Annotated in this window: 24 protein-coding genes; 17 read left to right on the top strand and 7 right to left on the bottom strand. The window is 70.3% G+C overall.

The window, feature by feature from the left end; translation table 11 throughout:
• The first annotated feature begins 372 nt into the window (after positions 1–372).
• From ACK8N7_RS04970 to ACK8N7_RS04945, 6 genes are all read left to right on the top strand, one after another.
• A complete protein-coding gene (locus ACK8N7_RS04970) occupies positions 373–2,013 on the top strand; it encodes a sensor histidine kinase (RefSeq protein ID WP_403210349.1) in 1,641 nt (546 codons plus the stop codon).
• Entirely contained in the window at positions 2,010–2,417 is a 408-nt protein-coding gene (locus ACK8N7_RS04965) for a roadblock/LC7 domain-containing protein (RefSeq protein WP_006128841.1), read from the top strand. The genes ACK8N7_RS04970 and ACK8N7_RS04965 overlap by 4 nt, the downstream gene beginning before the upstream one ends.
• Positions 2,414–2,785: a DUF742 domain-containing protein gene (locus tag ACK8N7_RS04960; protein WP_015612609.1), complete on the top strand. Its 372-nt coding sequence runs from the start codon at positions 2,414–2,416 to the stop codon at positions 2,783–2,785. Before ACK8N7_RS04965 ends, ACK8N7_RS04960 begins: the two co-directional genes overlap by 4 nt.
• Positions 2,766–3,380, top strand: a complete 615-nt coding sequence (locus ACK8N7_RS04955; protein WP_003964952.1) for a GTP-binding protein — start codon at positions 2,766–2,768, stop codon at positions 3,378–3,380. Before ACK8N7_RS04960 ends, ACK8N7_RS04955 begins: the two co-directional genes overlap by 20 nt.
• Before the next feature lie 122 nt (positions 3,381–3,502).
• Complete coding sequence (locus ACK8N7_RS04950) at positions 3,503–5,074, top strand: cytochrome P450 (RefSeq protein WP_403210351.1); 1,572 nt, start codon at positions 3,503–3,505, stop codon at positions 5,072–5,074.
• A gap of 97 nt (positions 5,075–5,171) precedes the next feature.
• Positions 5,172–6,518: a 6-phospho-beta-glucosidase gene (locus tag ACK8N7_RS04945; RefSeq protein ID WP_500441123.1), complete on the top strand. Its 1,347-nt coding sequence runs from the start codon at positions 5,172–5,174 to the stop codon at positions 6,516–6,518.
• Positions 6,519–6,531: 13 nt separating this feature from the next.
• On the opposite strand, the gene ACK8N7_RS04940 is transcribed toward ACK8N7_RS04945, so the two are convergent.
• Both ACK8N7_RS04940 and ACK8N7_RS04935 read right to left on the bottom strand, forming a co-directional pair.
• Complete coding sequence (locus tag ACK8N7_RS04940; protein WP_403210355.1) at positions 6,532–6,957, bottom strand: hypothetical protein; 426 nt, start codon at positions 6,955–6,957, stop codon at positions 6,532–6,534.
• Positions 6,951–7,409: an ATP-binding protein gene (locus ACK8N7_RS04935; protein ID WP_355079627.1), complete on the bottom strand. Its 459-nt coding sequence runs from the start codon at positions 7,407–7,409 to the stop codon at positions 6,951–6,953. The genes ACK8N7_RS04940 and ACK8N7_RS04935 overlap by 7 nt, the downstream gene beginning before the upstream one ends.
• A gap of 208 nt (positions 7,410–7,617) precedes the next feature.
• On the opposite strand from ACK8N7_RS04935, the gene ACK8N7_RS04930 reads away from it, so the two are divergent.
• The 3 genes from ACK8N7_RS04930 (at position 7,618) to ACK8N7_RS04920 (ending at position 9,679) form a co-directional block, all read left to right on the top strand.
• The gene (locus ACK8N7_RS04930; protein ID WP_403210357.1) at positions 7,618–8,478 is read left to right on the top strand and encodes a Sco1979 family transcriptional regulator; all 861 of its coding nucleotides are present in this window, start codon (positions 7,618–7,620) and stop codon (positions 8,476–8,478) included.
• Positions 8,478–8,714, top strand: coding sequence for a DUF397 domain-containing protein (locus tag ACK8N7_RS04925; protein ID WP_019765343.1), 237 nt, complete (start codon positions 8,478–8,480; stop codon positions 8,712–8,714). Before ACK8N7_RS04930 ends, ACK8N7_RS04925 begins: the two co-directional genes overlap by 1 nt.
• Positions 8,715–8,869: 155 nt before the next feature.
• Entirely contained in the window at positions 8,870–9,679 is an 810-nt protein-coding gene (locus tag ACK8N7_RS04920) for an SAM-dependent methyltransferase (RefSeq protein WP_403210359.1), read from the top strand.
• Positions 9,680–9,689: 10 nt separating this feature from the next.
• Here ACK8N7_RS04920 and ACK8N7_RS04915 read toward each other — a convergent pair whose 3' ends face one another.
• Positions 9,690–10,115 carry a cupin domain-containing protein gene (locus ACK8N7_RS04915; RefSeq protein ID WP_500441121.1) on the bottom strand — a complete coding sequence of 142 codons (426 nt, stop codon included), beginning with the start codon at positions 10,113–10,115 and terminating at the stop codon, positions 9,690–9,692.
• A gap of 52 nt (positions 10,116–10,167) precedes the next feature.
• Here ACK8N7_RS04915 and ACK8N7_RS04910 point away from each other — a divergent pair, with 52 nt between their 5' ends.
• From ACK8N7_RS04910 to ACK8N7_RS04900, 3 genes are all read left to right on the top strand, one after another.
• Positions 10,168–11,133 (top strand): GlxA family transcriptional regulator, encoded by a 966-nt coding sequence (locus tag ACK8N7_RS04910; RefSeq protein ID WP_403210363.1) that lies wholly within the window; start codon positions 10,168–10,170, stop codon positions 11,131–11,133.
• Positions 11,134–11,217: 84 nt separating this feature from the next.
• The gene (locus ACK8N7_RS04905) at positions 11,218–11,661 is read left to right on the top strand and encodes a YchJ family protein (protein WP_500441119.1); all 444 of its coding nucleotides are present in this window, start codon (positions 11,218–11,220) and stop codon (positions 11,659–11,661) included.
• A 43-nt stretch (positions 11,662–11,704) separates the two neighbouring features.
• Complete coding sequence (locus ACK8N7_RS04900; protein ID WP_403210367.1) at positions 11,705–12,295, top strand: GNAT family N-acetyltransferase; 591 nt, start codon at positions 11,705–11,707, stop codon at positions 12,293–12,295.
• Positions 12,296–12,304: 9 nt separating this feature from the next.
• Here the strand turns inward: ACK8N7_RS04900 and ACK8N7_RS04895 are convergent, their stop codons facing one another.
• The 4 genes from ACK8N7_RS04895 to ACK8N7_RS04880 all read right to left on the bottom strand — a co-directional run bounded on the left by ACK8N7_RS04895 (position 12,305) and on the right by ACK8N7_RS04880 (position 17,106).
• Complete coding sequence (locus tag ACK8N7_RS04895) at positions 12,305–14,398, bottom strand: MDR family MFS transporter (protein ID WP_403210369.1); 2,094 nt, start codon at positions 14,396–14,398, stop codon at positions 12,305–12,307.
• Between the two features lie 57 nt (positions 14,399–14,455).
• Positions 14,456–15,316: a hypothetical protein gene (locus tag ACK8N7_RS04890; protein WP_500441116.1), complete on the bottom strand. Its 861-nt coding sequence runs from the start codon at positions 15,314–15,316 to the stop codon at positions 14,456–14,458.
• Between the two features lie 110 nt (positions 15,317–15,426).
• Complete coding sequence (locus tag ACK8N7_RS04885) at positions 15,427–15,690, bottom strand: hypothetical protein (protein WP_015612623.1); 264 nt, start codon at positions 15,688–15,690, stop codon at positions 15,427–15,429.
• A 201-nt stretch (positions 15,691–15,891) separates the two neighbouring features.
• Positions 15,892–17,106 carry a PucR-like N-terminal domain-containing protein gene (locus tag ACK8N7_RS04880; RefSeq protein WP_500441114.1) on the bottom strand — a complete coding sequence of 405 codons (1,215 nt, stop codon included), beginning with the start codon at positions 17,104–17,106 and terminating at the stop codon, positions 15,892–15,894.
• A 631-nt stretch (positions 17,107–17,737) separates the two neighbouring features.
• Here ACK8N7_RS04880 and ACK8N7_RS04875 point away from each other — a divergent pair.
• From ACK8N7_RS04875 to ACK8N7_RS04855, 5 genes are all read left to right on the top strand, one after another.
• Positions 17,738–18,673 (top strand): hypothetical protein, encoded by a 936-nt coding sequence (locus tag ACK8N7_RS04875; protein ID WP_403210375.1) that lies wholly within the window; start codon positions 17,738–17,740, stop codon positions 18,671–18,673.
• A 199-nt stretch (positions 18,674–18,872) separates the two neighbouring features.
• On the top strand, positions 18,873–19,529 hold the full coding sequence (locus tag ACK8N7_RS04870; protein ID WP_403210377.1) for a hypothetical protein: 657 nt from the start codon (positions 18,873–18,875) through the stop codon (positions 19,527–19,529).
• A 310-nt stretch (positions 19,530–19,839) separates the two neighbouring features.
• Positions 19,840–21,399, top strand: a complete 1,560-nt coding sequence (locus tag ACK8N7_RS04865) for a DUF6801 domain-containing protein (protein WP_500441112.1) — start codon at positions 19,840–19,842, stop codon at positions 21,397–21,399.
• A gap of 350 nt (positions 21,400–21,749) precedes the next feature.
• Positions 21,750–22,748: an ABC transporter ATP-binding protein gene (locus ACK8N7_RS04860; RefSeq protein ID WP_403210380.1), complete on the top strand. Its 999-nt coding sequence runs from the start codon at positions 21,750–21,752 to the stop codon at positions 22,746–22,748.
• Positions 22,745–23,614 (top strand): MlaE family ABC transporter permease, encoded by an 870-nt coding sequence (locus ACK8N7_RS04855; RefSeq protein WP_403210382.1) that lies wholly within the window; start codon positions 22,745–22,747, stop codon positions 23,612–23,614. The genes ACK8N7_RS04860 and ACK8N7_RS04855 overlap by 4 nt, the downstream gene beginning before the upstream one ends.
• Positions 23,615–23,616 lie beyond the last annotated feature (2 nt).

Genomic DNA, 23,616 nt, shown 5'->3' with positions numbered 1-23,616 from the left:
ATCCGGTTCGATCATCTGTGCCTCTGTCCTGTTCTGCGGTACGAAATCGAGTCCAGGGCAGGTCAATTGATCGGGTATCAGCCTTTTGTGGATGGACTCCGTCCCGCTCTCCAGTACACGGGAAGAGAAGGGCGGCCGCTTTCCGGCCACCGTCACTCCATGCACACGCTCCGCAGCGCTGAGTGCGAAAACTGGCGAGTGTATTCCTCTTCGCGGGCTCCCGCAGAGGGTTGGGTGAATATGCCGATCCCCTGTTCTGATCTGGCTAAGCTCACGCGCAGTGAAGTCGAGTTGATGTGAATTCGAGCACTTGTTCATGAGTCTCCGCACACGTGCGTATACATCCCGGAATCAACCGCCAGAGGGTTTTAGATGGTCCGTGTTGAATCACCGCCGACCGACAGAGAAGTCCCCGTCGTCCGCGTAGTCCTGCCGCCCGTGGTCCTGCTGGCCGGCGCCACCGCCGCCGGTGCGGTCCTGGTGGTCCCGGCCGCGCGGATACCAGTCGCCGTGTGCGGCGCGATCACCACGCTCGTGGTCGCCGTGCTCACCGTGGCGCTGCACCGCCGCCGGCGCGCCATGGGCGCCCAGCGCGCGGAGTACGAACGGCGCATCGCCTACCTGGAGCACCGCATCCTCTCGCACGACTCCGAGACCGTGCGGCTCACCAAGGAGGTCATGCCCGCCGCCATCCGGCGCCTGCGGGTGGGCAATTCGCCCGAGGAGGTCATGCGCGACATCGTCGACGCGGATGCGGCCAACCGGCATCTGCCCAAGGCGCTGCGCGAGCAGATCTACCAGGTCCTCGAAGTCATCGACAACGAGGAGGCCCGGCGTGACTCCGCGCAGCGCGCCTTCGTCAGCGTCGCCCGCCGCGTCCAGGCGATCGTGCACCGCCAGGCCAGTGAGCTGCGGGAGATGGAGGACCACTACGGGCGCAACCCCGAGGTCTTCGACGACCTGCTCCGCATCGACCACGGCACCGCGCTGATCGGCCGGCTCGCCGACTCCATCGCCGTCCTCGGCGGTGCCCGTCCGAGCCGCCAGTGGCCCAAGCCCGTACCGCTGTTCAGCGTGCTGCGCGGTGCGATGTCCCGCATCCTGGAGTACCAGCGCGTCGATCTGCACTCGATCGCCAAGGTCGCCATCGTCGGCACCTCGGTCGAGCCGCTCATCCACGCCTGCGCCGAACTCCTCGACAACGCGACCCGCTACTCGCCTCCCCAGACCCGGGTGCACGTCACCGCGGTCGAGGTGCAGACCGGCATCGCCATCGAGATCGAGGACGGCGGCGTCAGCCTCAGCGAGGAGGCCCGCGCCCGCGCCGAGAACATGCTCGCCCAGGCCCAGGCCGGCATCAACATGAACGACCTCGGGGAGTCCCCGCGGCTCGGCATGGCCGTCGTCGGCCGGCTCTCGCGGATGTACCAGCTCCAGGTGTCCCTGCGTCAGTCGGCGTACGGCGGGGTCCGCGCCGTCCTGATCGTGCCGCGCGACATGATCACCACCGGGCCCGCCCCGGGCATCGCTCACGGCATCGGCGCCACCTCGCGGCCCACCAGCTCGCTGGACATGTCGCAGCTCCAGCACGTGGTGCCGCCGCCCGGCAAGCGCAAGCCCAAGCCCGCCGCCACCGGCCCCGTGCCCTCCGTGGTCGCACCGGCCCCCGCCGGGGCCCCTGCCGCGACCGCGCGTCCGGCGGTGCCGGCGGCGCCCATGGAGGACGACCTTCCGGTGGTCACCGAGTGGACCGAGAACGGACTGCCGCAGCGCCGCAGCCGGGGCCGCGCCCCGCTCGGCTCGCACAACCTGCCGCAGCAGCCCCCGCCGGCGCCCGCACCCGTCAACGGGGGACTGCCGAACAGGGGCGGGGCCCCCGACGCCGGACACGGCGGCGAGAAGCCCCCCGGCCTCTGGCTGGAGGCCTTCACCAAGGCCGTCAACGGCGTACCGCAGGAACCGAAGCACGGCGAAGACTCCGATGACGCGTGGGACAAGGGAGACCTCAAGTGATCCAGCAGCGGGGAAACATGGACTGGATGCTCAAGGAACTGGCCGACGACGTGCCGAGCATCCACCAGATCGTGGTGCTCTCCTCGGACGGGCTGCGCATCGCCATGCACGGCGGCGACCCCGACGTCGCCGACCGGCTGGCGGCGGCCTGCGCCGGGCTGCAGAGCCTGGCCGCCGCGGTTGCCACCGAAATCCCCTACAGCGACGGCCTGATGAAGCTGGTGGTCATCGAAGTCACCGGCGGCTTCTTCTACTTGATGGCGGCCGGAACCGGCGCCTATCTCGCCGTGCTGGCGGGCGAGACCGTCGACGCGGGGCTTGTCGGCGCCAGGATGCGGGACATGGTCGTGCGGATCGGCGCCCACCTGACCAGTCCGCCCCGCCACGGCGGGCAGTCCGGATGAGCGGACCCCGACGAGAACGCCGCAAGACCGATCCGGCGCTCAGCGACCCGGAACGGCTGTACGTGATCACCGGTGATCTCGACGGCAGTGAACGGGCCGCCCTCGACCTGGTCACGATGGTCGTGGCCCAGGCCGAGCCGTCCCCGACGTTCCAGCCGGAGCAGGCCGCGATCCTGCGGCTCTGCCAGGCCCCGTTGTCGGTCGCCGAGATCTCCGCCTACCTCAGCCTGCCGTTCAGCGTGGTCACCTCGCTCCTGAGCGATCTGCTCGCGACCGAACTCATCGAGTCGCGTGCGCCGATCGTCCGCGCCACACTCCCCGACAGGTCCCTTCTCGAAGCGGTGATGCATGGACTTCAGAAGCTCTGACACGATCACCGGACCCCGCAGCGAGGACGTCCTCCCCACCACGGCCACCGCCGCGGTGAAGGTCGTGATCGTCGGCGGGTTCGGGGTCGGCAAGACGACCATGGTCGGCTCGGTCAGCGAGATCCGGCCCCTGACCACCGAAGAGACCATGACCCAGGCCGGCGTCGGCGTGGACGACAACGCCGGGGTGGAGACGAAGACCGCCACCACCGTCGCCATGGACTTCGGCCGGATCAGCCTCAGCGAGGAGCTGATCCTCTACCTGTTCGGCACCCCCGGCCAGGAACGCTTCTGGTTCCTGTGGAACGGCCTCTTCGAAGGAGCCCTCGGCGCCGTCGTCCTCATCGACACCCGGCGGCTCGAAGTCAGCTTCGACGTCATCGGGCGGCTGGAGGAGCGCGGAGTGCCGTTCGTGGTGGCCGTCAACACCTTCCCCGACGCACCGCACCACCCGGTCGAGGCCCTGCGCAGAGCCCTCGACCTGCCCGACGAGGTCCCGATGATCGACTGCGACGCCCGGCTGCGGGCCTCCAGCCGCGATGTGCTGATGACCCTGATGCGCTATCTGCACAGCCTGGCCGTCCCGCTCGCCTGACGCCTTCGGGACGGTTCCCGGCCGTCCCGAAGGCGGGGCGCACGCCGTTCCCCCGACGCGCGCCCCGTACACCCCTGCCCGCCTGTGCTCGATCCTTGGCCGTCCTGATCCCTGGAGCCACTGTGACAACCCCCTTCCACCACGAACCCGGCGCCGTCCCGCCGCCCCAGTGCCCGGCCCACAACCTCGGCACCGGCCCCGGCGGACTGCGCCGGCTCTACGGCCCCGAGGCGGAGAACGACCCCGCCGGCCTCTACGACAAGCTCCGCGCCGAACACGGCACGGTCGCCCCGGTCCTGCTCCACGGCGACGTACCCGCCTGGCTGGTCCTCGGCCACAGCGAGAACCTCCACCTCACCCGGACCCCGTCCCAGTTCTCCCGGGACTCCCGGCGCTGGCGGGCCCTCCAGGACGGCAGCGTCGCCCCGGACCACCCGCTCGCCCCGATCTTCACCTGGCAGCCCGTCTGCGTCTTCGCCGACGGCGCCAAGCACGAGCGGCAGCGCGGCGCGGTCACCGACAGCATGGAGCGCATCGACACCCGCGGCGTCCGCCGCCACATCAACCGCTTCAGCAACCGGCTGGTCAACGACTTCTCCGAGAAGGGCAGCGCCGACCTGGTCGGCCAGTTCGCGGAGCATCTGCCGATGATGGTGATGTGCGCGATCTTCGGCATGCCCGAGGAGTACGACGAGCGGCTCGTCCAGGCGGCCCGCGACATGACCCGCGGCACCGAGACCGCCGTCGCCAGCAACGCCCACATCGTCTCCGTGCTGACGCGTCTGGTGGAGCGCCGCCGCGCCGAACCCGCCCCCGACTTCGCCAGCTGGCTGGTCGAACACCCCGCCACGATGACCGACATCGAGGTCGTCGAGCACCTGCGGCTCATCCTCATCGCCGCGTACGAGTCCACCGCCAACCTCATCGCCAACGTGCTGCGCATGGTCCTCACCGACCCGCGCTTCCGCGCCCGGCTCAGCGGCGGCCACATGACCGTGCCCGAAGCGGTGGAGCAGACCCTCTGGGACGAGCCGCCCTTCACCGCCGTCTTCGGCCGCTGGGCGGTCGGCGACACCGAGCTCGGCGGCCAGCAGATCAAGGCGGGCGACGCCCTGCTCGTCGGCATCGCCCCGGCCAACACCGACCCCACGGTGCGCCCGGACCTCACCGCCAACATGGAGGGCAACCGCGCCCACCTCGCGTTCAGCGGCGGCCCGCACGAGTGCCCCGGCCAGGACATCGGCCGAGCCATCGCCGACGTGGGTGTCGACGCCCTGCTGATGCGGCTGCCGGACCTGGAGCTCGGCACCGAGGAGAGCGAGCTGCGCTGGGTGGGCAACATCATGTCCCGCCACCTGGTCGAGCTGCCGGTGAAGTTCGCCCCCAGCCCGCAGCAGAAGCTGGACTCCGATCCGCTCTCGGTGATGGCCCGCGCCGTCCGCCCGGCGGGCGGCTGGGAGATCTCCTCCCCGGCCCGCCCGGTCCCCGAGCCCGCCCACTCCATCGCGGGGATGCAGCCCGCCCACGCCCCGGGCGCGGCGCCGCAGCACCGCCCGGCCGCGGCTCCCGCGGACGCCCCCGCCCCGGCGACCGGCGAGCCGGCCCCGGGTACGGCGGTGATCCCGCAGCAGCGCCGGCCGGCCGCGCCCGCCCGGCTCTGGCAGGCGGTCTCCCGCTGGTGGAACGGCTACTGACCCTGCTGGTGGCCCCGGGCCCGTATGTGGGGTCCGGGGCCTTGCTGTACGCGAGCCACCGCAACCACGCCGAGCCACCCCCGTACCATCGAGCAGCGTGAAGCTGACAATTCTTGGCGGTGGCGGATTCCGGGTGCCTCTCGTGTACGGGGCCCTGCTCGGCGATCACGCCGAGGGCCGCGTCTCCCGGGTCACCCTGTACGACACCGACGCCGACCGGCTCACCGCCGTCGCCCGCGTCCTCGACGAACAGGCCGAGGGCGTCCCGGACGCGCCCGCCGTCGTCGCCACCACCGAGTTGGACGAGGCGCTGCGCGGCGCCGACTTCATCTTCTCCGCGATCCGCGTCGGCGGCCTGGCAGGCCGGGCGGCCGACGAACGGGTCGCCCTCGACCTGGGCGTGCTCGGCCAGGAGACGGTCGGCGCCGGAGGCATCGCGTACGGGCTGCGTACCGTCCCCGTCGCCGTGGACCTGGCCCGGCGCATCGCCCGGCTCGCCCCGCACGCCTGGACCATCAACTTCACCAACCCGGCCGGGCTGGTCACCGAGGCGATGTCCCGCCACCTCGGCGACCGGGTCATCGGCATCTGCGACTCACCGGTCGGGCTCGGCCGCCGCATCGCCCGCGTCCTGGGCGCCGACCCGGACCGGGCCTGGATCGACTACGCCGGACTCAACCACCTCGGCTGGGTGCGGGGGCTGTACGTCGACGGGCGGGACGAACTGCCCCGGCTGCTCGCCGACCCCGCCCTGCTCGGCTCCTTCGAGGAGGGCCGGCTCTTCGGCGCGGAACTGCTCCGGTCGCTGGGCGCGATCCCCAACGAGTACCTGCACTACTACTACTTCAACCGCGAAGCCGTCACCGCCTACCAGGAGGCCGAACAGACCCGGGGCGCTTTCCTGCGCGACCAGCAGGAGGGCTTCTACGCCCGGATGCGGGAGCCCGGCACCCCGGCCCTGGCCACCTGGGACCGCACCCGCGCCGAGCGCGAGGCCACCTACATGGCGGAGAACCGGGACGTCGCCGGGGCGGGGGAGCGGGAGGAGAGCGATCTGGAGTCCGGCGGCTACGAACAGGTCGCCCTCGCGCTGATGCGGGCCGTCGCCCGCAACGAACGCACCTCGCTGATCCTCAACGTCCGCAACCGCACGGCCCTTTCGGTCCTGGATGCGGAAGCCGTCGTGGAGGTGCCCTGCCTCGTCGACGCCAACGGGGCCCACCCGGTGGCCGTTTCGCCACTCCCGTACCACGCCGTCGGCCTCGTCACGGCGGTGAAGGCCGTGGAGCGCGCGGTGCTGGAGGCGGCGGAGAGCGGGTCCCGGGCGGCGGCCGTACAGGCCTTCGCGCTGCACCCGCTGGTCGACTCCGTCGCGGTCGCCCGGCGGCTGGTGGACGGATACACCGAGGTCCACCCGCAGCTCGCCTACCTCGACAGGCCCTAGAGGCAGGCTCGCTTCAGGGGGCGGGGACGACGCTCCTGGCCCAGGTCGGTACGACCCCCGCGACCTGACAGACCATCAGGAAAAGCGGGATGGGCGGGGTGTACGGAGTGAGGCTGTCCGGCGAGTGGATCAGGCGGGGGCGCACGGCGGGGACATCGGCGCCCCGTGCGTACATCACCTGCTCGGGCCAGTCCAGATCCAGGTCGGAGCCGGCCGGGACGATCCACCACCAGCGGTCCGCGTCGGCGAACACGCAGCCGGTGCGCGGGAGATGGGATATCAGGCGGAAGCCGTGCCGGGCGGGCACGCCGACCGCGTCGCAGCCCAGGCTGGCCGACATCGAGGGCGGCAGCGACAGCTGCACCCGGCCGCCGCGGCCGTCCTCGGACGGGCGCGAGCGGTGCGCACCGCGCAGCCGGGACAGCGCGTTCCTCAGCATGGCTGCTCCATGCCGTGCGGGAGCTCCGCCCATACGATGCGGCCGGAGTCGTCCCCGGCGTCATGGGATCCCCAGGCGCTGCTCATCGTGTCGACCAGCAGCAGACCGCGCCCGTGCTCGTCGTCGGAACAGCGGCGCAACCGCGGGCCGCCGGGCTGGTGCCCCTGGTCCTGGACGGCTATCCGCAGACGTCTGCCGAGACAGCGCAGTTCGCACACCACACGGGTGCTCGCGGTGTGCACGACCGCGTTGGTGACCAGCTCGGACACGATGAGAACGGCCGCGTCGTACACATCGCCGCCCACCTTCCAGGTCTCCAGCCTGGCCCGGGTCAGCTGCCGTGCGCCGGCCACCGACTCCGGGTGCGCGGGCAGCGCGAAGCAGTATCGGAGCGCTTCCGTCCCGGGGCTGAGATCCATGAGCCGGGGGATGAGCGCACTGCCAGGTGCCACGACCGATTCCTCACAGTGGGGGCTGCGTCACGCTTCGTTCCCCGGCGTTGCGAGGAGCGGTCATGACTGAGCGAACTGGTTCGACAGCCAACTCTCCCCCTGCCGAGGACACTTGGCAAGGGGCACTCTGAAATTTTCAGAGTGGCTGTGTCGTTGGGGGCGCACGCGTGGCACACTGCTCGCAAAACAGCGCATGGGGAGGTCTGAAGTGAGCGAACCGCGGTCCGCCCCGACCGTGGGCCAGGTCGTGCTCGGCAAGCGCCTGCAGGATCTGCGGGAGCGCGTCGGCCTGACCCGGGACCAGGCGGCGAAGGTGCTCAGGGTCGCTCCTGCGACGATACGACGGATGGAGACGGCCGAGGTCGGCCTCAAGATCCCCTACGTCCAGCTGCTGCTGAAGGCGTACGGCATCGCCGACGACGAGGCCGAGGCCTTCGTCGAACTGGCCGAGGAGGCGAACAAGCCCGGCTGGTGGCAGCGGTTCCACGACGTCCTGCCCGACTGGTTCAGCATGTACGTCAGCCTGGAGGGCGCCGCGAGTCTGCTGCGCATGTACGAGCCGCACTTCGTCCCCGGACTGCTCCAGACCGAGGACTACGCGCGCTCCGTGATGCGCACCGGAGCCGTCGGCCAGACCCGGCCCGAGGACATCGAACGCCATGTCGCCCTGCGCATGGAGCGCCAGTCCCTGCTCGCCAAGGACGACGCCCCCCGACTGTGGGTGATCATGGACGAGACCGTCCTGCGGCGGCCGGTGGGCAGCACGCAGGCGATGCGCGCCCAGATCGACAAGCTGCTCGAATCCACCGAGCTCTCCCATGTCACCCTGCAGATCGCGGAGTTCGCGAGCGGCCACCACCCGGGCACCTACGGGCCGTTCGTCCTCTTCCGGTTCGCCGTACCCGAACTTCCGGACATGGTCTTCAGCGAGTACCTCACCGGAGCGGTCTACTTCGACGCCCGCCCCGAGGTGGCCTCGTACCTCGAAGTCATGGACCGCATGGCGGCTCAGGCCGCAACTGCACAACGCACGAAGGAAATCCTCCGGGACTTCCGCAAGGAGCTGTGATGAACCACATATACAACGGCATGCCGGCCGCCGACCTCGGCTCCGAAGGCTGGTACAAGCCCTGGAGCGGCGGGAACGGGGGCAACTGCATCGAGGCCATGAAGCTGGAGGACGGCCGGGTCGCGGTGCGCCAGTCCGCCGATCCGGACGGCCCCGCGCTCATCTACTCCAACGGCGAGATCGCCGCGTTCATCCAGGGTGCCAAGGCGGGCCAGGCGGATTTCCTTCTCACCTGACGCACCACCACTTATCCTGTCCCGCACCGAAGGACCCGGCCTCTCGGGGCAGTTGGGCTCGTCCCAGCCAGTACCAGCGTTCTGTTCCTTCCCCTGACCGCCGGCCGATCGCCCGCTGATCGGCGGCCCTCGGACCACTACCCATGGAGTGCGCCATGACCGGGCAAGACCCCCAGACCACCGAGATCGACACCAGCAAGCCGCATCCCGCCCGGATGTACGACTGGTTCCTCGGCGGCAAGGACAACTACCCGGTCGACGAACAGATGGCGCGCCAGCTGCTCGCCCTGGACGCCCGGGGCCGGGACATGGCGCGGGTCAACCGGGCGTTCATGCACCGGGCCACCCGCTGGCTCGCCGAGAACGGGGTGCGCCAGTTCCTGGACATCGGCACCGGCATACCCACTGAGCCGAACCTCCACCAGGTCGCCCAGCAGACCGCGCGCGACGCACGGATCGTGTACTGCGACAACGACCCGATCGTCCTCGCCCACGCGGCGGCCCTGCTGCGCTCCACGCCCGAGGGCGCCACGGAGTACATCCAGGCAGACGCGCGCAAGCCCGCGACGATCCTGGCCGAGGCCGGGAAGGTCCTGGACTTCGACCGGCCGATCGCGCTCTCCCTGCTGGCGCTGCTGCACTTCATCGACGACGAGGACGGCGCGGCCGAGCTCGTCGACAAGCTGGTGGAGCAGCTCCCGTCCGGCAGCTATCTGGTGCTCTCGCACACCACCGGCGACTTCAACCCGGAGGGCGCGGAGCAGGCCCGGGCCATGTACAAGGAGCGCGGGATGACCCTGCGCCCCCGCTCGCGCGCCGAGCTGACCGCCTTCTTCGACGGCCTGGAACTCGTGGACCCGGGCGTCTCGCTCTCCGCCGACTGGCGTCCGGAGCTCGGCGAGGTCATCGACGTACCGGGTGGCGAGCCGATCCCCGGTTACGCGGGAGTCGCCCGCAAGCCCTGAACGGCCCGCCTCACCGGGTGAGCGCGTGGCCCGTCGTCGCGTCCACATGGTCCGGTACGGGGTCGTGGGCGTCGCCCACCGTCGACGTACCCGAGGGTTCGAAGAGCATCAGCGAGGCACCTTCCGCCGAGCGCGGGCGGTGCCACGTGCCTTTCGGCACGACGAAGACCGCACCGCGGTGGAGTGTCACGGTCCGCTCGTCCTCCGGGGCCTCCCCGTCGCGCAGGGCGATGTCCAGCACCCCCTCCACCACCAGGAAGAACTCGTCCGTGTTCTCGTGCACATGCCAGACGTGCTCGCCGAGAACCTTGGCGACGCGTACGTCGTAGTCGTTGACGCGGGTCAGGATGCGCGGGCTCCACAACGCGTCGAAGGAGCCCAGCGCGTCGCCGAGCAGGATCGGTTCGGTGGCAGGTCGTGCCGTGTCCGTGGTCATGTGCCCATGGTCGCCAGTGGACCGACGCGTGCGTGAGTGCTACGAATCGCACATGGCGAAAGAATCCTCGCACCGGGTGGTCATGATCGTCTCGGCGGGCTCGAACCCCTTCGAGATGGGCGTGGCGACCGAACTCTTCGGCCTGCGCCGCCCCGAGCTGCCCGTCGACTGGTACGACTTCACGCTCTGCTCGCCCACCCCCACGGTCCGGATGCACGCGGGCTTCTTCCAGCTCTCCGACGTGTCCGGGCTCGACGCCGTGGACCGCGCCGACACCGTCATCGTCCCCAACCGGCCCGACCCGCTGGAGGACCCCGGACCGGAGGTCCTGGCGGCGATCCGGCGGGCCGCCGCGCGGGGCGCCCGGCTGGTCAGCTTCTGCACGGGGACGTTCACACTCGCCGCCGCGGGCGTCCTGGACGGCAGGCGCGCCACCACGCACTGGCGCTGGGCCTCGGCCTTCACCGCCCGGTACCCGCAGGTCGACCTCCGGCCCGACGTCCTCTTCGTCGACGACGGCCAGGTGATCACCGCGGCGGGCAGCGCCGCCGCCCTGGACACCGCCCTTCACCTCGTCCGCGCCGACCACGGGGCCGAGATCGCGGCGGCAGTCAGCCGGAGACTGGTCCACCCCGCGCACCGGGACGGCGGCCAGCGCCAGTTCATCGAGCACCCGCTGCCCGAGGTCGCCGACGCCTCGCTCGCCCCGCTCCTGGACTGGGCCGCCGGACACCTGGCCGAGGGCCTGGACGTGTCGGGCCTCGCCGCCCGCGCGGCCGTCAGCCCCGCCACCCTCCACCGCCGCTTCCGGGCCCAGCTCGGCACGACCCCGCTGGCCTGGCTGACCGAGCAGCGCACCACCCTCGCCTGCCGCCTCATGGAACGCGGCGAGGATCGCCTGGACGTGATCGCCCGCACCAGCGGCCTCGGTACGCCGACCAACCTGCGCACCCAGCTCCGCCGCCGCACGGGGCTGACGCCCACGGAGTACCGCCGCCGGTTCGCAGCTGGGAGCTGAGGCGGGCAGCCGAACCGCTGAGCGACGGGGCGTACGCGGGGCACGGGGCACAGGGTGCACGTGCCCCCGGGTCACAATGGACCCATGTCACGACGCACATCCCGCCCCCGGCAGCCCGCCGCCCCGCAGGCCCCCCGCATCACTCCCGCCTCACCCTGCCCCTGCGGCCTCACCGCGACGTACGGGGAGTGCTGCGGCCGCTTCCACTCCGGCAGCGCCGCCGCCCCGACCTGCGAGGCCCTGATGCGCTCCCGGTACGCGGCCTTCGTCGTCCGGGACGCGGCGTACCTGCTGCGCACCTGGCACCCCGAGACCCGGCCGCCGGGCGTCGATTTCGACCCCGCGATGCGCTGGACCGGGCTGGAGATCCTGGCGACCACCGAGGGCAGCACCTTCCACATCACGGGGACCGTCACCTTCCGCGCCCACTACACCGACGACGGGCGCCCGGACTCCCTCCACGAGCACAGCCGCTTCGTCCGCCACGAGGGCGCCTGGGTCTACGCGACGGCCGTCTTTGTGGACTGAAAACCCTTTCCCACCAAGGCGGGAGGACCCGTACGATCCGCGCATGAACGAGGACGAAAGCGAAGCGCCGTACGCCGCGCGGGAACGATTCTGGCGCGGCGAGCACGTGGCCTTCACCCCCATGGAGCCGGAAGACGCCGAGCTGCTCCAGCACTGGCGCGCCGACCCGGTCGCCGCCCAGGAGATCGGGATCTGGCCGGGCCCGCTCCACGATCTCCGCGAACGGCTCGTCTCCTACGTCGAGGACCGCACCCGCGACGACTTCATCGTCCTGCTCCCGGACGACACCCCCATCGGCCACATAGCCCTCACCGACGAGGACTTCGTCGCTGGCACCGCCGAGGCCTACCTCCTGCTCGCCCCGGAGCACCGGGGCAAGGGCCACGCCGCCGACGCCCTCGCCGCCCTGACCGACCTGGCCTTCGGTGAACTGCCCCTGCAGCGAGTCGAAGCCCTCACCCACACCGGGAACGCGGCCGCCCTCGCCACCCTGAAGAGAGCGGGGTTCACGCAGGAGGGCGTACGCCGGTCCTCCTGCCTGCACCGGGGCCGCCGCCACGACAACGCGCTCCTCTCCCTGCTCCGTGCGGAGTGGGAGGCGCAGACCCGCCCCCGGTCCTGGGACCACGTCTGATCCGAGGAGTCAGGCCGGTGCCCCCACCCGGGTCGAACCGCCCGGGTGGGGCGCCGGCGACAGCTCCTGGGCCAGGTCCTCCGCCAGGAGCCGCTTCGCGATCGTGTCCACGGCGCCCCGGAGCCGGCCGTCGTCGGGCGGGGCCCCGTCCTCGGCCAGCCGTTCGTTGAGCCAGCGGCCCCAGGCGTCGGAGATCACCGTCGCCTCGCGCCGCCCCGCCGCCGTATGGGAGAAGATCCGGCCGTCCCCGGTGAGGTAGCCCTCCTCGATCATCCGGTCGAATACCGGTACCAGGACCTCCGGTGGCAGGCGGTGCCGGGCCGCGATCAGTCTCAGGCCCGCGTGGCCGACCATCCGGGTGAAGAGGTCCACCTGCATCACCGCCCAGGCCCCCGCCATGTCGAGCCGGGTGTCGGACCCCGCGGTGATCCGCCGGGCGGTGTCCGGGCCGGCGCTGTGCAGGATCGTGGCCACCGCGATCTCCAGGAGCTTCTCTGAGTCGCCGCTGCCGGGCTGGGCGAAGCCGTCACCCATGTCCGTCGACGCGAGCCGGGCCGAGTCCCGCAGCTTCACCTCCTTCAGGAACAGCGCGACGACGAAGCCGATCAGCGCCACCGGAACCGTCCAGAGGAACACGGTGTGCAGCGTCTGCGCGTACGCCTGTGCCAGCGGTTCCGCCTGGGCGGCGGGCAGCGCGTGCAGGGCCTGCGGGCTCTGCGAGGCCCGGGCCAGGACCGCCGGGTCACCGCCCGCGGCCACGGCCTGGGCGATCCCGTCGGCGAGGTTGGGCCCCAGCGCGTTGGTGTAGATCGTCCCGAAGACAGCCGTGCCGAAGGCGCTGCCGAGCGTACGGAAGAACGTCACGCCCGAGGTCGCCGTACCCAGGTCCGCGTACTCGACGGTGTTCTGCACGGCGATCGTCAGCACCTGCATCGCGAGCCCGATGCCTAGCCCCAGCACCACCATGTAGAGCGACTCCACCCAGACCCCGGTGCCGGGCCCCATCCGGGAGAGGAGGAACAGCCCGGCCGCCATGACCAGCGTCCCGACGATGGGGAAGATGCGGTAGCGGCCCGTCTTGCTGACCACGTTGCCGCTGAAGATGGAGGCGACCAGCAGGCCCACCACCAGGGGCAGGGTCCGCACGCCCGAGAGCGTCGCCGAGTCCCCGTCCACGTACTGGAGATAGGTCGGCAGGAAGATCATCGAGCCCAGCATCGCGAATCCGACGATGAAGCTGAGGATCGAGCAGACGGTGAACACCGGGTTCCGGAAGAGTCGCATCGGCAGCATCGGTTCCTTCGCCCGCGTCTCCACCCGGCGGAACAGCGCAAGCGCGACGAGCCCGGCGACGAACAGCCCGATGATCATGGGGGAGCCCCAGGCGTACTCGTTCCCGCCCCAGCTCGTCGCGAGGATCAGCGCGCTCGCCCCGACGGCGACGAGCGCGATGCCGGTGTAGTCGATGACCGGCCGTCCGACGGCCTTCACCGACGGGATGTTGCGGGCGGCGGCGATCACCACCACGATCGCGATCGGCACATTGACGTAGAACGCCCAGCGCCAGGTCAGATGGTCGGTGAACAGCCCGCCGAGCAGCGGCCCGATCACCGTCGAGATACCGAAGACCGCCCCGATCGCCCCCTGGTACTTGCCGCGCTCACGCAGCGGGATCACATCCGCGATCAGCGCCATCGACGTGACCATGAGGCCGCCCGCGCCGATGCCCTGCATACCGCGCCAGATGATCAGCAGCAGCATGTCCGAGGCGAGACCGCAGAGGAACGAGCCGGTGATGAAGACGATCGCCGAAATCTGGAAGATCAGCTTCCGTCCGAACAGGTCACCGAACTTGCCGACCAGGACGGTGGCGACCGTCTCGGCGAGCAGATAGGAGGTGACCACCCACGACACATGCGCGGCGCCGCCCAGCTCCGAGACGATCGTCGGCAGGGCCGTGCCCACGATCGTCTGGTCCAGCGCCGCCAGCAGCATGCCGAGCACGATGGTGGCGAAGACGATGTTGCGTCGTCGCCGGTCGAGGAGGGGCGGCGGCGCGGCGGAACTCTGCGCGGCGGGGGCTTGCTCGCTGGCAGTGGTCACCTCTGCACCCTCACACCGCCCCCCGCCGCCCGCATGCGGGGGCAGTCCGGACGGGGGTCAGCCGGTCAGCGAGGCCAGCGAACTCTTGAGCCGCACGACGAACGCCTTCCTGACCTCCTCGTCCACCCGGTCCAGCGAGAGAAACGGATTGAGGTCCTCCAGCTCCACGAGCAGCAGCTCGCCCTCCGTCGTCCGGCAGGCGTCGACCCGCTGGATGCCGTGCGCGAGGGAGTTCCACTCGATGAAACGCCGGGCGAACGCCAGGTCCGCCGCGTCGGCCGCGTACGGCTCCAGCACCCACCGCCGCTCCGGGTCCGGCGCGTACAGCGCGTACTGGAAGTCGTGGTCGACGAAGTAGAAGGACACCTCGTACCGGAAGTCGATCCTCGGCTGTACCAGCAGGGCCCCCTCGTCCTCCCGCCCCAGCTCCGCCCCGATCCCCGCCCCCGCGACGAACCGCAGCCCGACCGAGTCCGCCCCCAGCTTCGGCTTGACCGCGTACTCCCGGGCCTCCGGCAGCAGCCCCAGATCCGCCGCCCGGTCCACCGTCGGGATCACCGGAAACCCGTCCCGGCTCAGCTCCACCAGATACTCCTTGCCCGCCATGTCCCCGCGCCCGTCCAGCGGGTTGCAGACCGGCACCCGCAGCTCCAGGGCGCGAGCGCGGAACGCGTCGTACGCCTCCCGGTAGTGCAGGACGGGCCCGCTGTTGCGTACGAGGGCGATGTCGAAGCGGTCCAGCAGCGCGGCCGCGTCCCGGGGGTGGCAGAGCGCGACGTCGAACTCCTCGCGCAGCCGGGAGGCCAGGAAGATGTCCTCGTCGCAGTAGCGGCGCCCGCGGGCCTCGTAGGCGAGATCGGTGACGAGGAGGAGGGAGAGGCGGTGGCCTTCGCTGCCGGTGAGGAGCACGGGGGACATGGGGATCTCCGGTGTGGTCGGGGAGGGAGGATCACTATCCCTGACGGCCCCGCCCGGGCCCCCGCCGGGCCCGGCTCCGACACCGAGCGGTCCGGTGCCCCCGCGTCAGGTCAGGAGAACGAGCCGGGACCCACCGCCAGCCGGGGGTGGTGAGCGGCCAGGATCTTGTTGGCGCGGGCCAGTTCGGACAGGGCCTGCTCGCGGTCCGCCTGGTCCTCGATGCCCAGCCGGGGTCCCCGGAACCTGCGGACCTCACGGGCCGCGCAGTCGGCCTCGAACTCCGCCTCCAGGATGTGCGGCGGGATGCACGAGCCGATCAGCGCGGCGACCCGGTCCGGGATCGGCACGGGGACGAGGAGGTGCGAGGCGGTCATGGGGTGTTCCCTCTCGGATGGTTGGCCAGGAGGCGGTACGTGAGTGCTGCCGCCGGATGAGCGGCAGACTCCTCCCTGTGTACGGGACGCGGTTCCGGATTTCTCGTCGGATACGTCTCCGTGTCGCAACCGTTTGGGACTGACCGTCTATTTCGCCTTACGCGCGGGTAAGTTGACCTGTCGCGCCGAACGTGATCCGGATCAGGGGGATGTGCCGGCCGAGCGGGCGCGCAACCGCAGCGCGCGCAGCACGGCCTCGGTTGCGAAACGGCTCTCCGGGTCGACGAGTTGATCACCGAAAATGGTCTCCAGGCTGCGCATGCGGTAGCGCACGGTCTGTGGGTGCACATCGAGCAGTTCGCCCATCTGGGCCGCCGTGCCCCGGGTGTCGAGCCAGATCCGCAGCGTCTCGATCAGCCGCTCGCGGCGGGTGGCGCTGATCCCCGCCACGGCGGCCAGTTCCCGCTGGGCGAGCTGGTCCAGCAGGGCGGGGTCGGAGAGCAGCCACAGGGTGATGAGGTGGTCCTCGCAGCGGATCAGCGGGGCGTCGTCGATCACGCCGGCGTCGACGAGCTCCAGCACCCGGCGGGCCCAGCGGATCGAGTCGCAGGCCTGGGCGGTCGGGACGGTGAGTCCGATCGCCGCGTGGCTGGCCGGCAGGGCCTGCTCCAGCATGGATCTTCGCGCGGTGTCCAGGGGCCCGGGGATGAGTAAGTGCGGCTGCGGGTCGCTGAGATCGAGGAGGATGTCCCGGTCCGCGCTGAGCCGGTCCAGACCGGCCGGGGCACGTACGGCGACCAGGGTGACCTCGTCGGGCAGTGCCCAGCCGGTCTGTTCGCACAGGTCGGCGATGGCGCTGCGGGGGGCGGGCCGCCCGGCGAGGATGAGATGGAGCAGACGGCGGCGCAGCGCCTCGCTCTGCTCCCCGGACTGCGACTGGACCTCCAGGAAGCCCTCGCGGGAGAGCGATTCCAGCTCGTCGACATAGGCGAAGAGCGCGTCGGCGAAGCTGAGCATCAGGGTGGGAGAGAGGTGGTAGCTCTGCCCCACCTTCTTCGCCCGCCGCAGCGCCACCCGCGCGCCGAGCCGGTAGGCGCCCTGGAGGGTGTCCATCGTCCGGCCCTCGTACGCCTCGAACCGCCCGAAGCGCCGGCACATGTCGTCCCGCAGCGTGGTGGGAGCGGTGGGCTCGGCCACCAGGTCGACGAACGAGGAGAGGCTCTGTTCCACGCCGACCCGGATGGCCTGGCCGTTCGGTCCGTCCAGCAGCCGGGCGTATTCCGGATAGGCGCGGGTGACCTCCACACCGATTTCCTTGATGAGACTGGGGAGTTCGGGCCGCATGATCGCGGCGAATTCCTGGGGGAGCGGCCCCAGGGGGTCATCGGTGTCCAACGGCTGTATGAGGTGTGCCATGCCATGTCCCCTCTGCTCTCGGCGCCCGGTGGTGGGGTGAGACGGTGGGGGAAAGCGCTCCCACGAACCGACAGGTGCGGACCAAGTCCGCGACGAAGATAGACCACGGAACAGGCACTGCACACCACTTGGACAAGATCGGAGTGCAGGGGGCACGCATCGTGTCCGTGCGGCGGGACTTCCGTGCAGGTCGGGCGGTACTACGCGCTTTCGGACAATGAATTTCGGCCGCCTGCTCCGGCGGTGACAAGGGTGCGGACCCAGGCCGGAGGGCGTTCCCGGTGGACGCGGGAGGCCGGGTTGCGGCAGCCGGCCCGTATTCCGGAGCCTTCGGATGCGCATTCCTTGATAAAGGGGTGACCCGCGGTTACTCATTTACGGATCAAAAACAGGGCCGCGCAAAAATTCTTGTACGGACGGATTGTGTCGCTGTGTTTCCCGCGAGTAACATCACGCTTCGTTCAATTCGGACATGAAATCTGCCCGAAATTTGACGCTCAGATCTTCCTCCCCCGGGTCCACCCCGCGGCTCCACCACTGCCGGCGTCTGTGCCGCGGTGCGGGCATGCGTCGGAGAACCGGTCAACTTCGCGCACGAGGCCGCAACCCGGCGGCCACAAGAGGGGACGACATGAGATCCGTTTCCAACCGCACCCGTATAGGGCTGCTCGCGGCATTCACGGCGTTCAGCGCCGTGCTCTCCACCGGCTCGGCCGCCGCGGCGACCGAGCTCAACGGCGACTGGGCGCCGTTCGACCGCTGCCCGGTGGACGCGCCCGCCATGCTCGCGGCGGACGGCATCACCGATATCGCCACCTGCATCTCTTCGAGTTCGGTCACCGGCTCCATCACGCTCGGCAAGAGTGTGGTTCCCACCGGCAACAGCGATCTGCAGCTCGGTGTCATCCAGCACAACAACGGCACCAGCACGCTGGTGGCACCCCCCGAGGGAGCGCTCACCGCCGACCCGGCCGTCGTTCCCGGCGGGCTGCTCGGGCTGATGTGCCCCAGCGCAATTCCCTTCGTCACCGCCATCTGCCGCCAGTTGACGGACAACAACCTCAACCGGATCACGGCCACCATCGAACCCGCGGGTGCGCCGAGAGACTTCAATATGGTGGCGGCCTTCTCCACCGGTGAGCCCATTCTCACCATTCCGGTCCGCATCCATCTCAGGAACCCGTTCCTCGGTGACAAGTGCTACATCGGCACCACCGCCAATCCCGTGCTCCTCAAGCCGCAGAATCTGAACGCCCCGAGCCTCTCGCTCCAGCGGTTCGCGGCCGACGGAACCCGCGACGACGACGAAGGGGAGATGGGCCGGTACACCTTCGCCGGCGCCGACCAGGGCGATGCCACGTTCGCCGTCCCGGGGGCGAGCGGTTGCGGAGCCGGACTCCTGGACTGGGCGGTCAACCTCAAGACCGGTCTCCCGTCCGCCGCCGGGAAGAACAGCGTGAAGCTCAACGACACCTCGACCTATTTCGGCAGCCCCTACGACCCGGCCGGCCTGGCGCCGAACGAGGGCAGGAAGCTGTCCGAATTCTGGCACTCCGCGGTGCGGTAGCGGCCGATGCCCCCGAACCCCCCGAGGGCATTGCGGAACCGGAAGAAGGAGGTGGTGCGACAGCCGCCTGACCGCTCCTGACAGAAGGCGAACCGGAACGAGCCGCGCCTTCTCCGGTCCAGTTCGAAGCGTGCCGCCCGGATTCCCGGCGCGCACGTCCACTCGTATCCCCAACGGGACAAGAAAAGGGAGTAATTCCATGATCAAGCGATCCGGTGTACTGACCGCGATCGGTGCCGCTGTGGCATCCGTCGCCCTGGCCGTTCCGTCGGCCGTCGCCGCGCCGACCAGCTGGACCATCACGCCGACCGGCGCCTTCACCGGCAGCGCCGGCGTGACCGTCCTGACCGACAACAACGGCAACAAGATCCAGTGTGCGACCTCCGCGGCGTCGGGCTCCGCCCCCACCTCCCCGGTGGCCGGCAGCCCGGCACAGCTCGCGTCCATCTCGGCGATCTCGTTCAACTCGCCGTGCACCGGGCCGTTCAGCTCGACGTGGACCGTGACCACCACGCCTCCGTGGCAGATCTGGGGTCTCGACTACACGGCGGGCGCCGGCACCAACTCCACCGGCCAGGTGACCGGTGAGATCCGGGCGATCAAGGCGAAGGTGACCGGGAGCAGCCTGCTGGGCCCCTGCACCTTCGACGTCACCGGCAAGGTGGCGGCCAAGTACAACAACCCGAGCACCGGCGGGAGCAACGGCACGCTCAACACGGCGGGCGGCGGTCTCACGCTGGCCATCGCCAACAAGGTCGGCGGCGGCTGCGGCATCGTCGGCACCACCGCCAGCTTCCAGGGCATGTACACCATCAAGAACACGGCCACCGGCAAGTCCCCGGTCATCAGCGGCTGATCCAAGCCGGTGATGAGCGACAGATGAGCGTGGTGCCCGGCCGTGCGCCCTCGGCGGCCGGGCACCACCGCTTTTCTCCACTCACGCGATGACAACTCCGCAGGGCGGAATTGTCATCGCGTGCCAAAAACCTTGCTCCCGTGACACGGCGGAATTCCCGGCTCTTCCCAGGTGCCCGATGGTGTGCGTAGCGTACCGGTCGGTAGGAGGATCATTCCGAGTCCGCCCGAAAGGCCGTTGCCGAGAAGTGGACCCCATTTCGCAGCCATCGAACCGATGGGCCCGCGCGCGCCGGAAGGACACCATCCGTATGACCGTCGATGCACGCGTCGCGGCGAGACGACCGCTCCATCTGGCCGTGGGCGGGGCGCTCGTCGTCGCCACCGCGCTCATTCCGAGCGCCGAATCGGTGGCGGCCGATCAGACGTCCGAGGTCACCATCCCCTATACGTGCCAATTTCCCTCCGGCGCGGAGAAGGCGGACGTCACGATCAAGGCGGTACTGCCCGTCTCGGCCGGGGCGGGGGAGGTGATCCGCCCCGCTGACATCTCCGTCGAAGTGAGCCTGGAGCGGTCGGCGCTCGTCCGGTTCACCGCGCTGGAGGCGACCAGCCTGTCGGCCGTCGCCGAGCTGACCGTACGCAACTCCGTCGGCGACCACGCCGCCGACGCCTCGTGGCAGCAGCTCGAAGCCCCCGCGGTCGACCTGCCTGCCGAGGACGAAGAGCAGGGAGACAGCCAAGGCGAAGGCGACGGCCAAGGCGCAGGGGAAAGCGGCGGTGGCGTGGTGCTGACCGCCACCGGAGACGTCCCCACCGTCGCGTTCGGCAGCCCCGGCCGTGCCACCATCACTCCCGCCGGGCTGGGCCTCACCTTCGCCTCCTTCACCCAGGACGGCACCCCCACCTCGCCCCCGGAGCTCACCGTCGCCTGTGAGCCCGCCGACGACGAGGAACGCCCGCTCGCCCGCATCACCGTCCGCGACAGCGCCGGCCCGACGGCCCCTTCGCCTGGCGGCCCCGCCCCCGGGGAAGGCACCTCGGAACCTCCCGCGAAGCCCGCCCGGCCGGCCCCCGGCCTCGACCCGGACGCCCACCGGAAGATCGACGACCTCACCGAGGCGCGGCTCGAAGCCCTCGACGACGAGGACCCCGGAAGCTGCCCGATCGAGATCCCGCCCGAGTGGGTGATGACCACCGCGGAGACGTACGCCGCCGGGTACGCCAACGCCGTGAAGCTGGACGGGGCAGCAGGGCTCGGGCCCGCGTTCATGAAGGTGGTCCTGAACAAGCGGTACATCAACGACTCCTGCGCCTCGACCGTCGACGTCACCTCCGAGGTGGAGTTCGAGTACCAGGGGAAACGGCAGCTCCCGCCGACGAAGGCGACCTTCCTCAGCTACGGGTTCATGCCGACCACCGCCACGATGGTGCTGGAACAGGTGGGGCCACCGGCCGTCGTCCAGACCCACACGGTCACCAACACCCCGACCTACCCCGAGGAATCGACGGTCACCGCCCAGCTCTCCATGCGCCTGTACGACGTGAAGGTGAACGGCGTACCCCTGGACGTGGGCCCCGACTGCCGCACCGAACGGCCCTTCGAGCAGGTCCTGAAGGGGTACGGCCAGAGCTATCCGCCGGCCGGCTATCTCGTCGCGTACGGCGGAAATCTCACCGGCTACGCGCACATCCCGCCGTTCAAGGGGTGCGGGGTCGGCGAGGACCTCGACCCGCTCTTCACCTCGGCCATCTCCAGCGTCGGCAAGAAGGCCGACAACTACACCAAGATGACGCAGGCGCCGCTCTGCGTGGCGACCAACCCCGAGGGCCCGGACTGCCCGCCGAAGGTGCCGAAGCCCGAGCGGTGACCGCGTCGGCGGTGAGGTGAACCGGCCCCCGCAGCCCTTCCGGTCGTCGCCCGACCGGGAGGGCTCCTTGGTACGCAAAGACACCGGCCACTGCTACGCAAAGACACCGGCCACCGCGCCGGAACTCATCATCAATTAACAGGTTTGGCGCGCCGATCACTCACTCGGAAACAAGTAATCCGGACGCCGCGATCACGCCGCAGAAAGTTCTGTATCCAGTATTGCGAAGTCAGGTTACCGAGCCGTAGCGTCCCGGGTGAGCGGCCCGAAACCCTTCCGTACCTGCTTGTTTTCCGACAGCCGGAGCGCTGACAGATGACCAAAGTCACCACCACTTCGAAGGAGGGCCGATGGGCATCGAAGTAGTCGTCGAGGGCCTGACGAAGTCCTTCGGCAAGCAGAACATCTGGCAGGACGTCAGCCTCACCCTGCCCGCCGGTGAAGTGAGTGTCATGCTCGGTCCTTCCGGTACCGGAAAGACCGTGTTCCTGAAATCCATCATCGGACTGCTCAAGCCCGAACAGGGACGCGTCCTCATCAACGGCGTCGACATGGTGAACAGCTCCGAGCGCGACATCATGGAGACGCGGAAGCTCTTCGGCCTCATGTTCCAGGACGGGGCCCTCTTCGGCTCGATGTCCCTCTTCGACAACATCGCCTTCCCGCTGCGTGAGCACACCCGCAAGAAGGAATCCGAGATCCGCCGGATCGTCATGGAGCGGATCGACATCGTCGGACTGCTCGGCGCCGAGGGGAAGCTCCCGGGCGAGATATCGGGCGGCATGCGCAAGCGGGCCGGCCTCGCCCGCGCCCTCGTCCTGGACCCGCAGATCATCCTCTGCGACGAACCGGACTCCGGTCTCGACCCGGTGCGCACCGCGTACCTCTCGCAGCTCCTCATCGACCTCAACGCGCAGATCGACGCGACGATGCTGATCGTCACCCACAACCTCGATATCGCGGCGACCGTCCCCGACAACATGGGGATGCTGTTCTGCCGCAACCTCGTCACCTTCGGCCCGCGCGAGGTACTGCTCACCAGCGACACCCCGGTCGTCTCCCAGTTCCTCGCCGGACGCCGCGAGGGGCCCATCGGGATGTCCGAGGAGAAGGACGCGGCTACCCTCGCCGCTGAACAGCAGCTCAGTGACTCCCTCGGCGGAGCCCGTACGATCGCCGCACCCCGGACCGTCGTCCCGCAGCTGGAGCCCTCGCCCGGGATGCCCGTACGCCAGGGGGCGCTGCGCCGCCGCGAGCGGGTCATGGCGATGATGGGCCAACTGCCGGAGGCCGCCCGTACGGCCATCCTCAACAGCTACGCCCCGGCCGCGGGGGGTGTGAGAGCGTGACCGCCCCGATGCCGGTGCGACCGCCCGAGCCGCCCGAAGGGCCCGCACCGGCGGCCCGCCCGCCCGTGGAATCCCAGGCCCCCGAACAGCGGCGCCCCAGCCGGCTGCTCGCCCCGCTCCGGGAGACCGGGAAGCTGTTCGCGCTCGGCATCGCGGTGGCCCGAGCCATCTTCCGCAGGCCCTTCCAGTTACGCGAGTTCATCGAGCAGTTCTGGTTCGTCGCCAGCGTCACGATCCTGCCCGCCGCCCTCGTCTCCATCCCGTTCGGCGCGGTCATCGCCCTCCAGGTCGGCTCCCTCACCCAGCAGCTCGGCGCCCAGTCCTTCACCGGCGGCGCCAGCGTCCTCGCGGTGATCCAGCAGGCCAGCCCCATCATCGTGGCGCTGCTCATCTCCGGCGCCGCGGGCTCCGCGATCTGCGCCGACCTCGGATCCCGCAAGATCCGCGAGGAGCTCGACGCGATGGAGGTCATGGGCGTCTCGCCCATCCAGCGCCTCGTCGTCCCCCGCGTCCTGGCCACCATGCTCGTCGCCGTCCTGCTGAACGGCCTGATCTCCGTGGTCGGCACCCTCGGCGGCTACTTCTTCAACGTGATCATGCAGGACGGCACCCCGGGCGCCTACCTCGCGAGCTTCTCCGCACTCGCCCAGCTGCCCGACCTGTACGTCAGCGAGTTGAAGGCCCTCATCTTCGGCTTCATCGCGGGCATCGTCGCCGCCCACCGCGGCCTGAACCCGCGCGGCGGCCCCAAGGGCGTCGGCGACGCGGTCAACCAGTCCGTCGTCATCACCTTCATGCTGCTGTTCTTCGTCAACATGGTCCTCACGGCGATCTACCTCCAGATCGTCCCCGCGAAGGGGGGCTGAGG

The organism is Streptomyces griseobrunneus, assembly GCF_046713465.1.
Classification (GTDB): domain Bacteria; phylum Actinomycetota; class Actinomycetes; order Streptomycetales; family Streptomycetaceae; genus Streptomyces; species Streptomyces microflavus.
Note: the sequence above shows the minus strand (reverse complement) of the source record. Positions and strands in the feature narration are given on the sequence as shown.

Excerpts from the sequence above, each read along its gene's own strand:
- ACK8N7_RS04915 (WP_500441121.1), bottom strand. The coding sequence starts at position 10,115 with ATGACCACGGACACGGCACGACCTGCCACCGAACCGATCCTGCTCGGC.
- ACK8N7_RS04870 (WP_403210377.1), top strand. The coding sequence starts at position 18,873 with ATGATCAAGCGATCCGGTGTACTGACCGCGATCGGTGCCGCTGTGGCA.
- ACK8N7_RS04890 (WP_500441116.1), bottom strand. The coding sequence starts at position 15,316 with ATGTCCCCCGTGCTCCTCACCGGCAGCGAAGGCCACCGCCTCTCCCTC.
- ACK8N7_RS04920 (WP_403210359.1), top strand. The coding sequence starts at position 8,870 with ATGACCGGGCAAGACCCCCAGACCACCGAGATCGACACCAGCAAGCCG.
- ACK8N7_RS04865 (WP_500441112.1), top strand. The coding sequence starts at position 19,840 with ATGACCGTCGATGCACGCGTCGCGGCGAGACGACCGCTCCATCTGGCC.
- ACK8N7_RS04940 (WP_403210355.1), bottom strand. The coding sequence starts at position 6,957 with ATGCTGAGGAACGCGCTGTCCCGGCTGCGCGGTGCGCACCGCTCGCGC.
- ACK8N7_RS04885 (WP_015612623.1), bottom strand. The coding sequence starts at position 15,690 with ATGACCGCCTCGCACCTCCTCGTCCCCGTGCCGATCCCGGACCGGGTC.
- ACK8N7_RS04860 (WP_403210380.1), top strand. The coding sequence starts at position 21,750 with ATGGGCATCGAAGTAGTCGTCGAGGGCCTGACGAAGTCCTTCGGCAAG.
- ACK8N7_RS04925 (WP_019765343.1), top strand. The coding sequence starts at position 8,478 with ATGAACCACATATACAACGGCATGCCGGCCGCCGACCTCGGCTCCGAA.
- ACK8N7_RS04910 (WP_403210363.1), top strand. The coding sequence starts at position 10,168 with ATGGCGAAAGAATCCTCGCACCGGGTGGTCATGATCGTCTCGGCGGGC.
- ACK8N7_RS04875 (WP_403210375.1), top strand. The coding sequence starts at position 17,738 with ATGAGATCCGTTTCCAACCGCACCCGTATAGGGCTGCTCGCGGCATTC.
- ACK8N7_RS04970 (WP_403210349.1), top strand. The coding sequence starts at position 373 with ATGGTCCGTGTTGAATCACCGCCGACCGACAGAGAAGTCCCCGTCGTC.
- ACK8N7_RS04960 (WP_015612609.1), top strand. The coding sequence starts at position 2,414 with ATGAGCGGACCCCGACGAGAACGCCGCAAGACCGATCCGGCGCTCAGC.
- ACK8N7_RS04905 (WP_500441119.1), top strand. The coding sequence starts at position 11,218 with ATGTCACGACGCACATCCCGCCCCCGGCAGCCCGCCGCCCCGCAGGCC.
- ACK8N7_RS04880 (WP_500441114.1), bottom strand. The coding sequence starts at position 17,106 with ATGGCACACCTCATACAGCCGTTGGACACCGATGACCCCCTGGGGCCG.
- ACK8N7_RS04900 (WP_403210367.1), top strand. The coding sequence starts at position 11,705 with ATGAACGAGGACGAAAGCGAAGCGCCGTACGCCGCGCGGGAACGATTC.
- ACK8N7_RS04955 (WP_003964952.1), top strand. The coding sequence starts at position 2,766 with ATGGACTTCAGAAGCTCTGACACGATCACCGGACCCCGCAGCGAGGAC.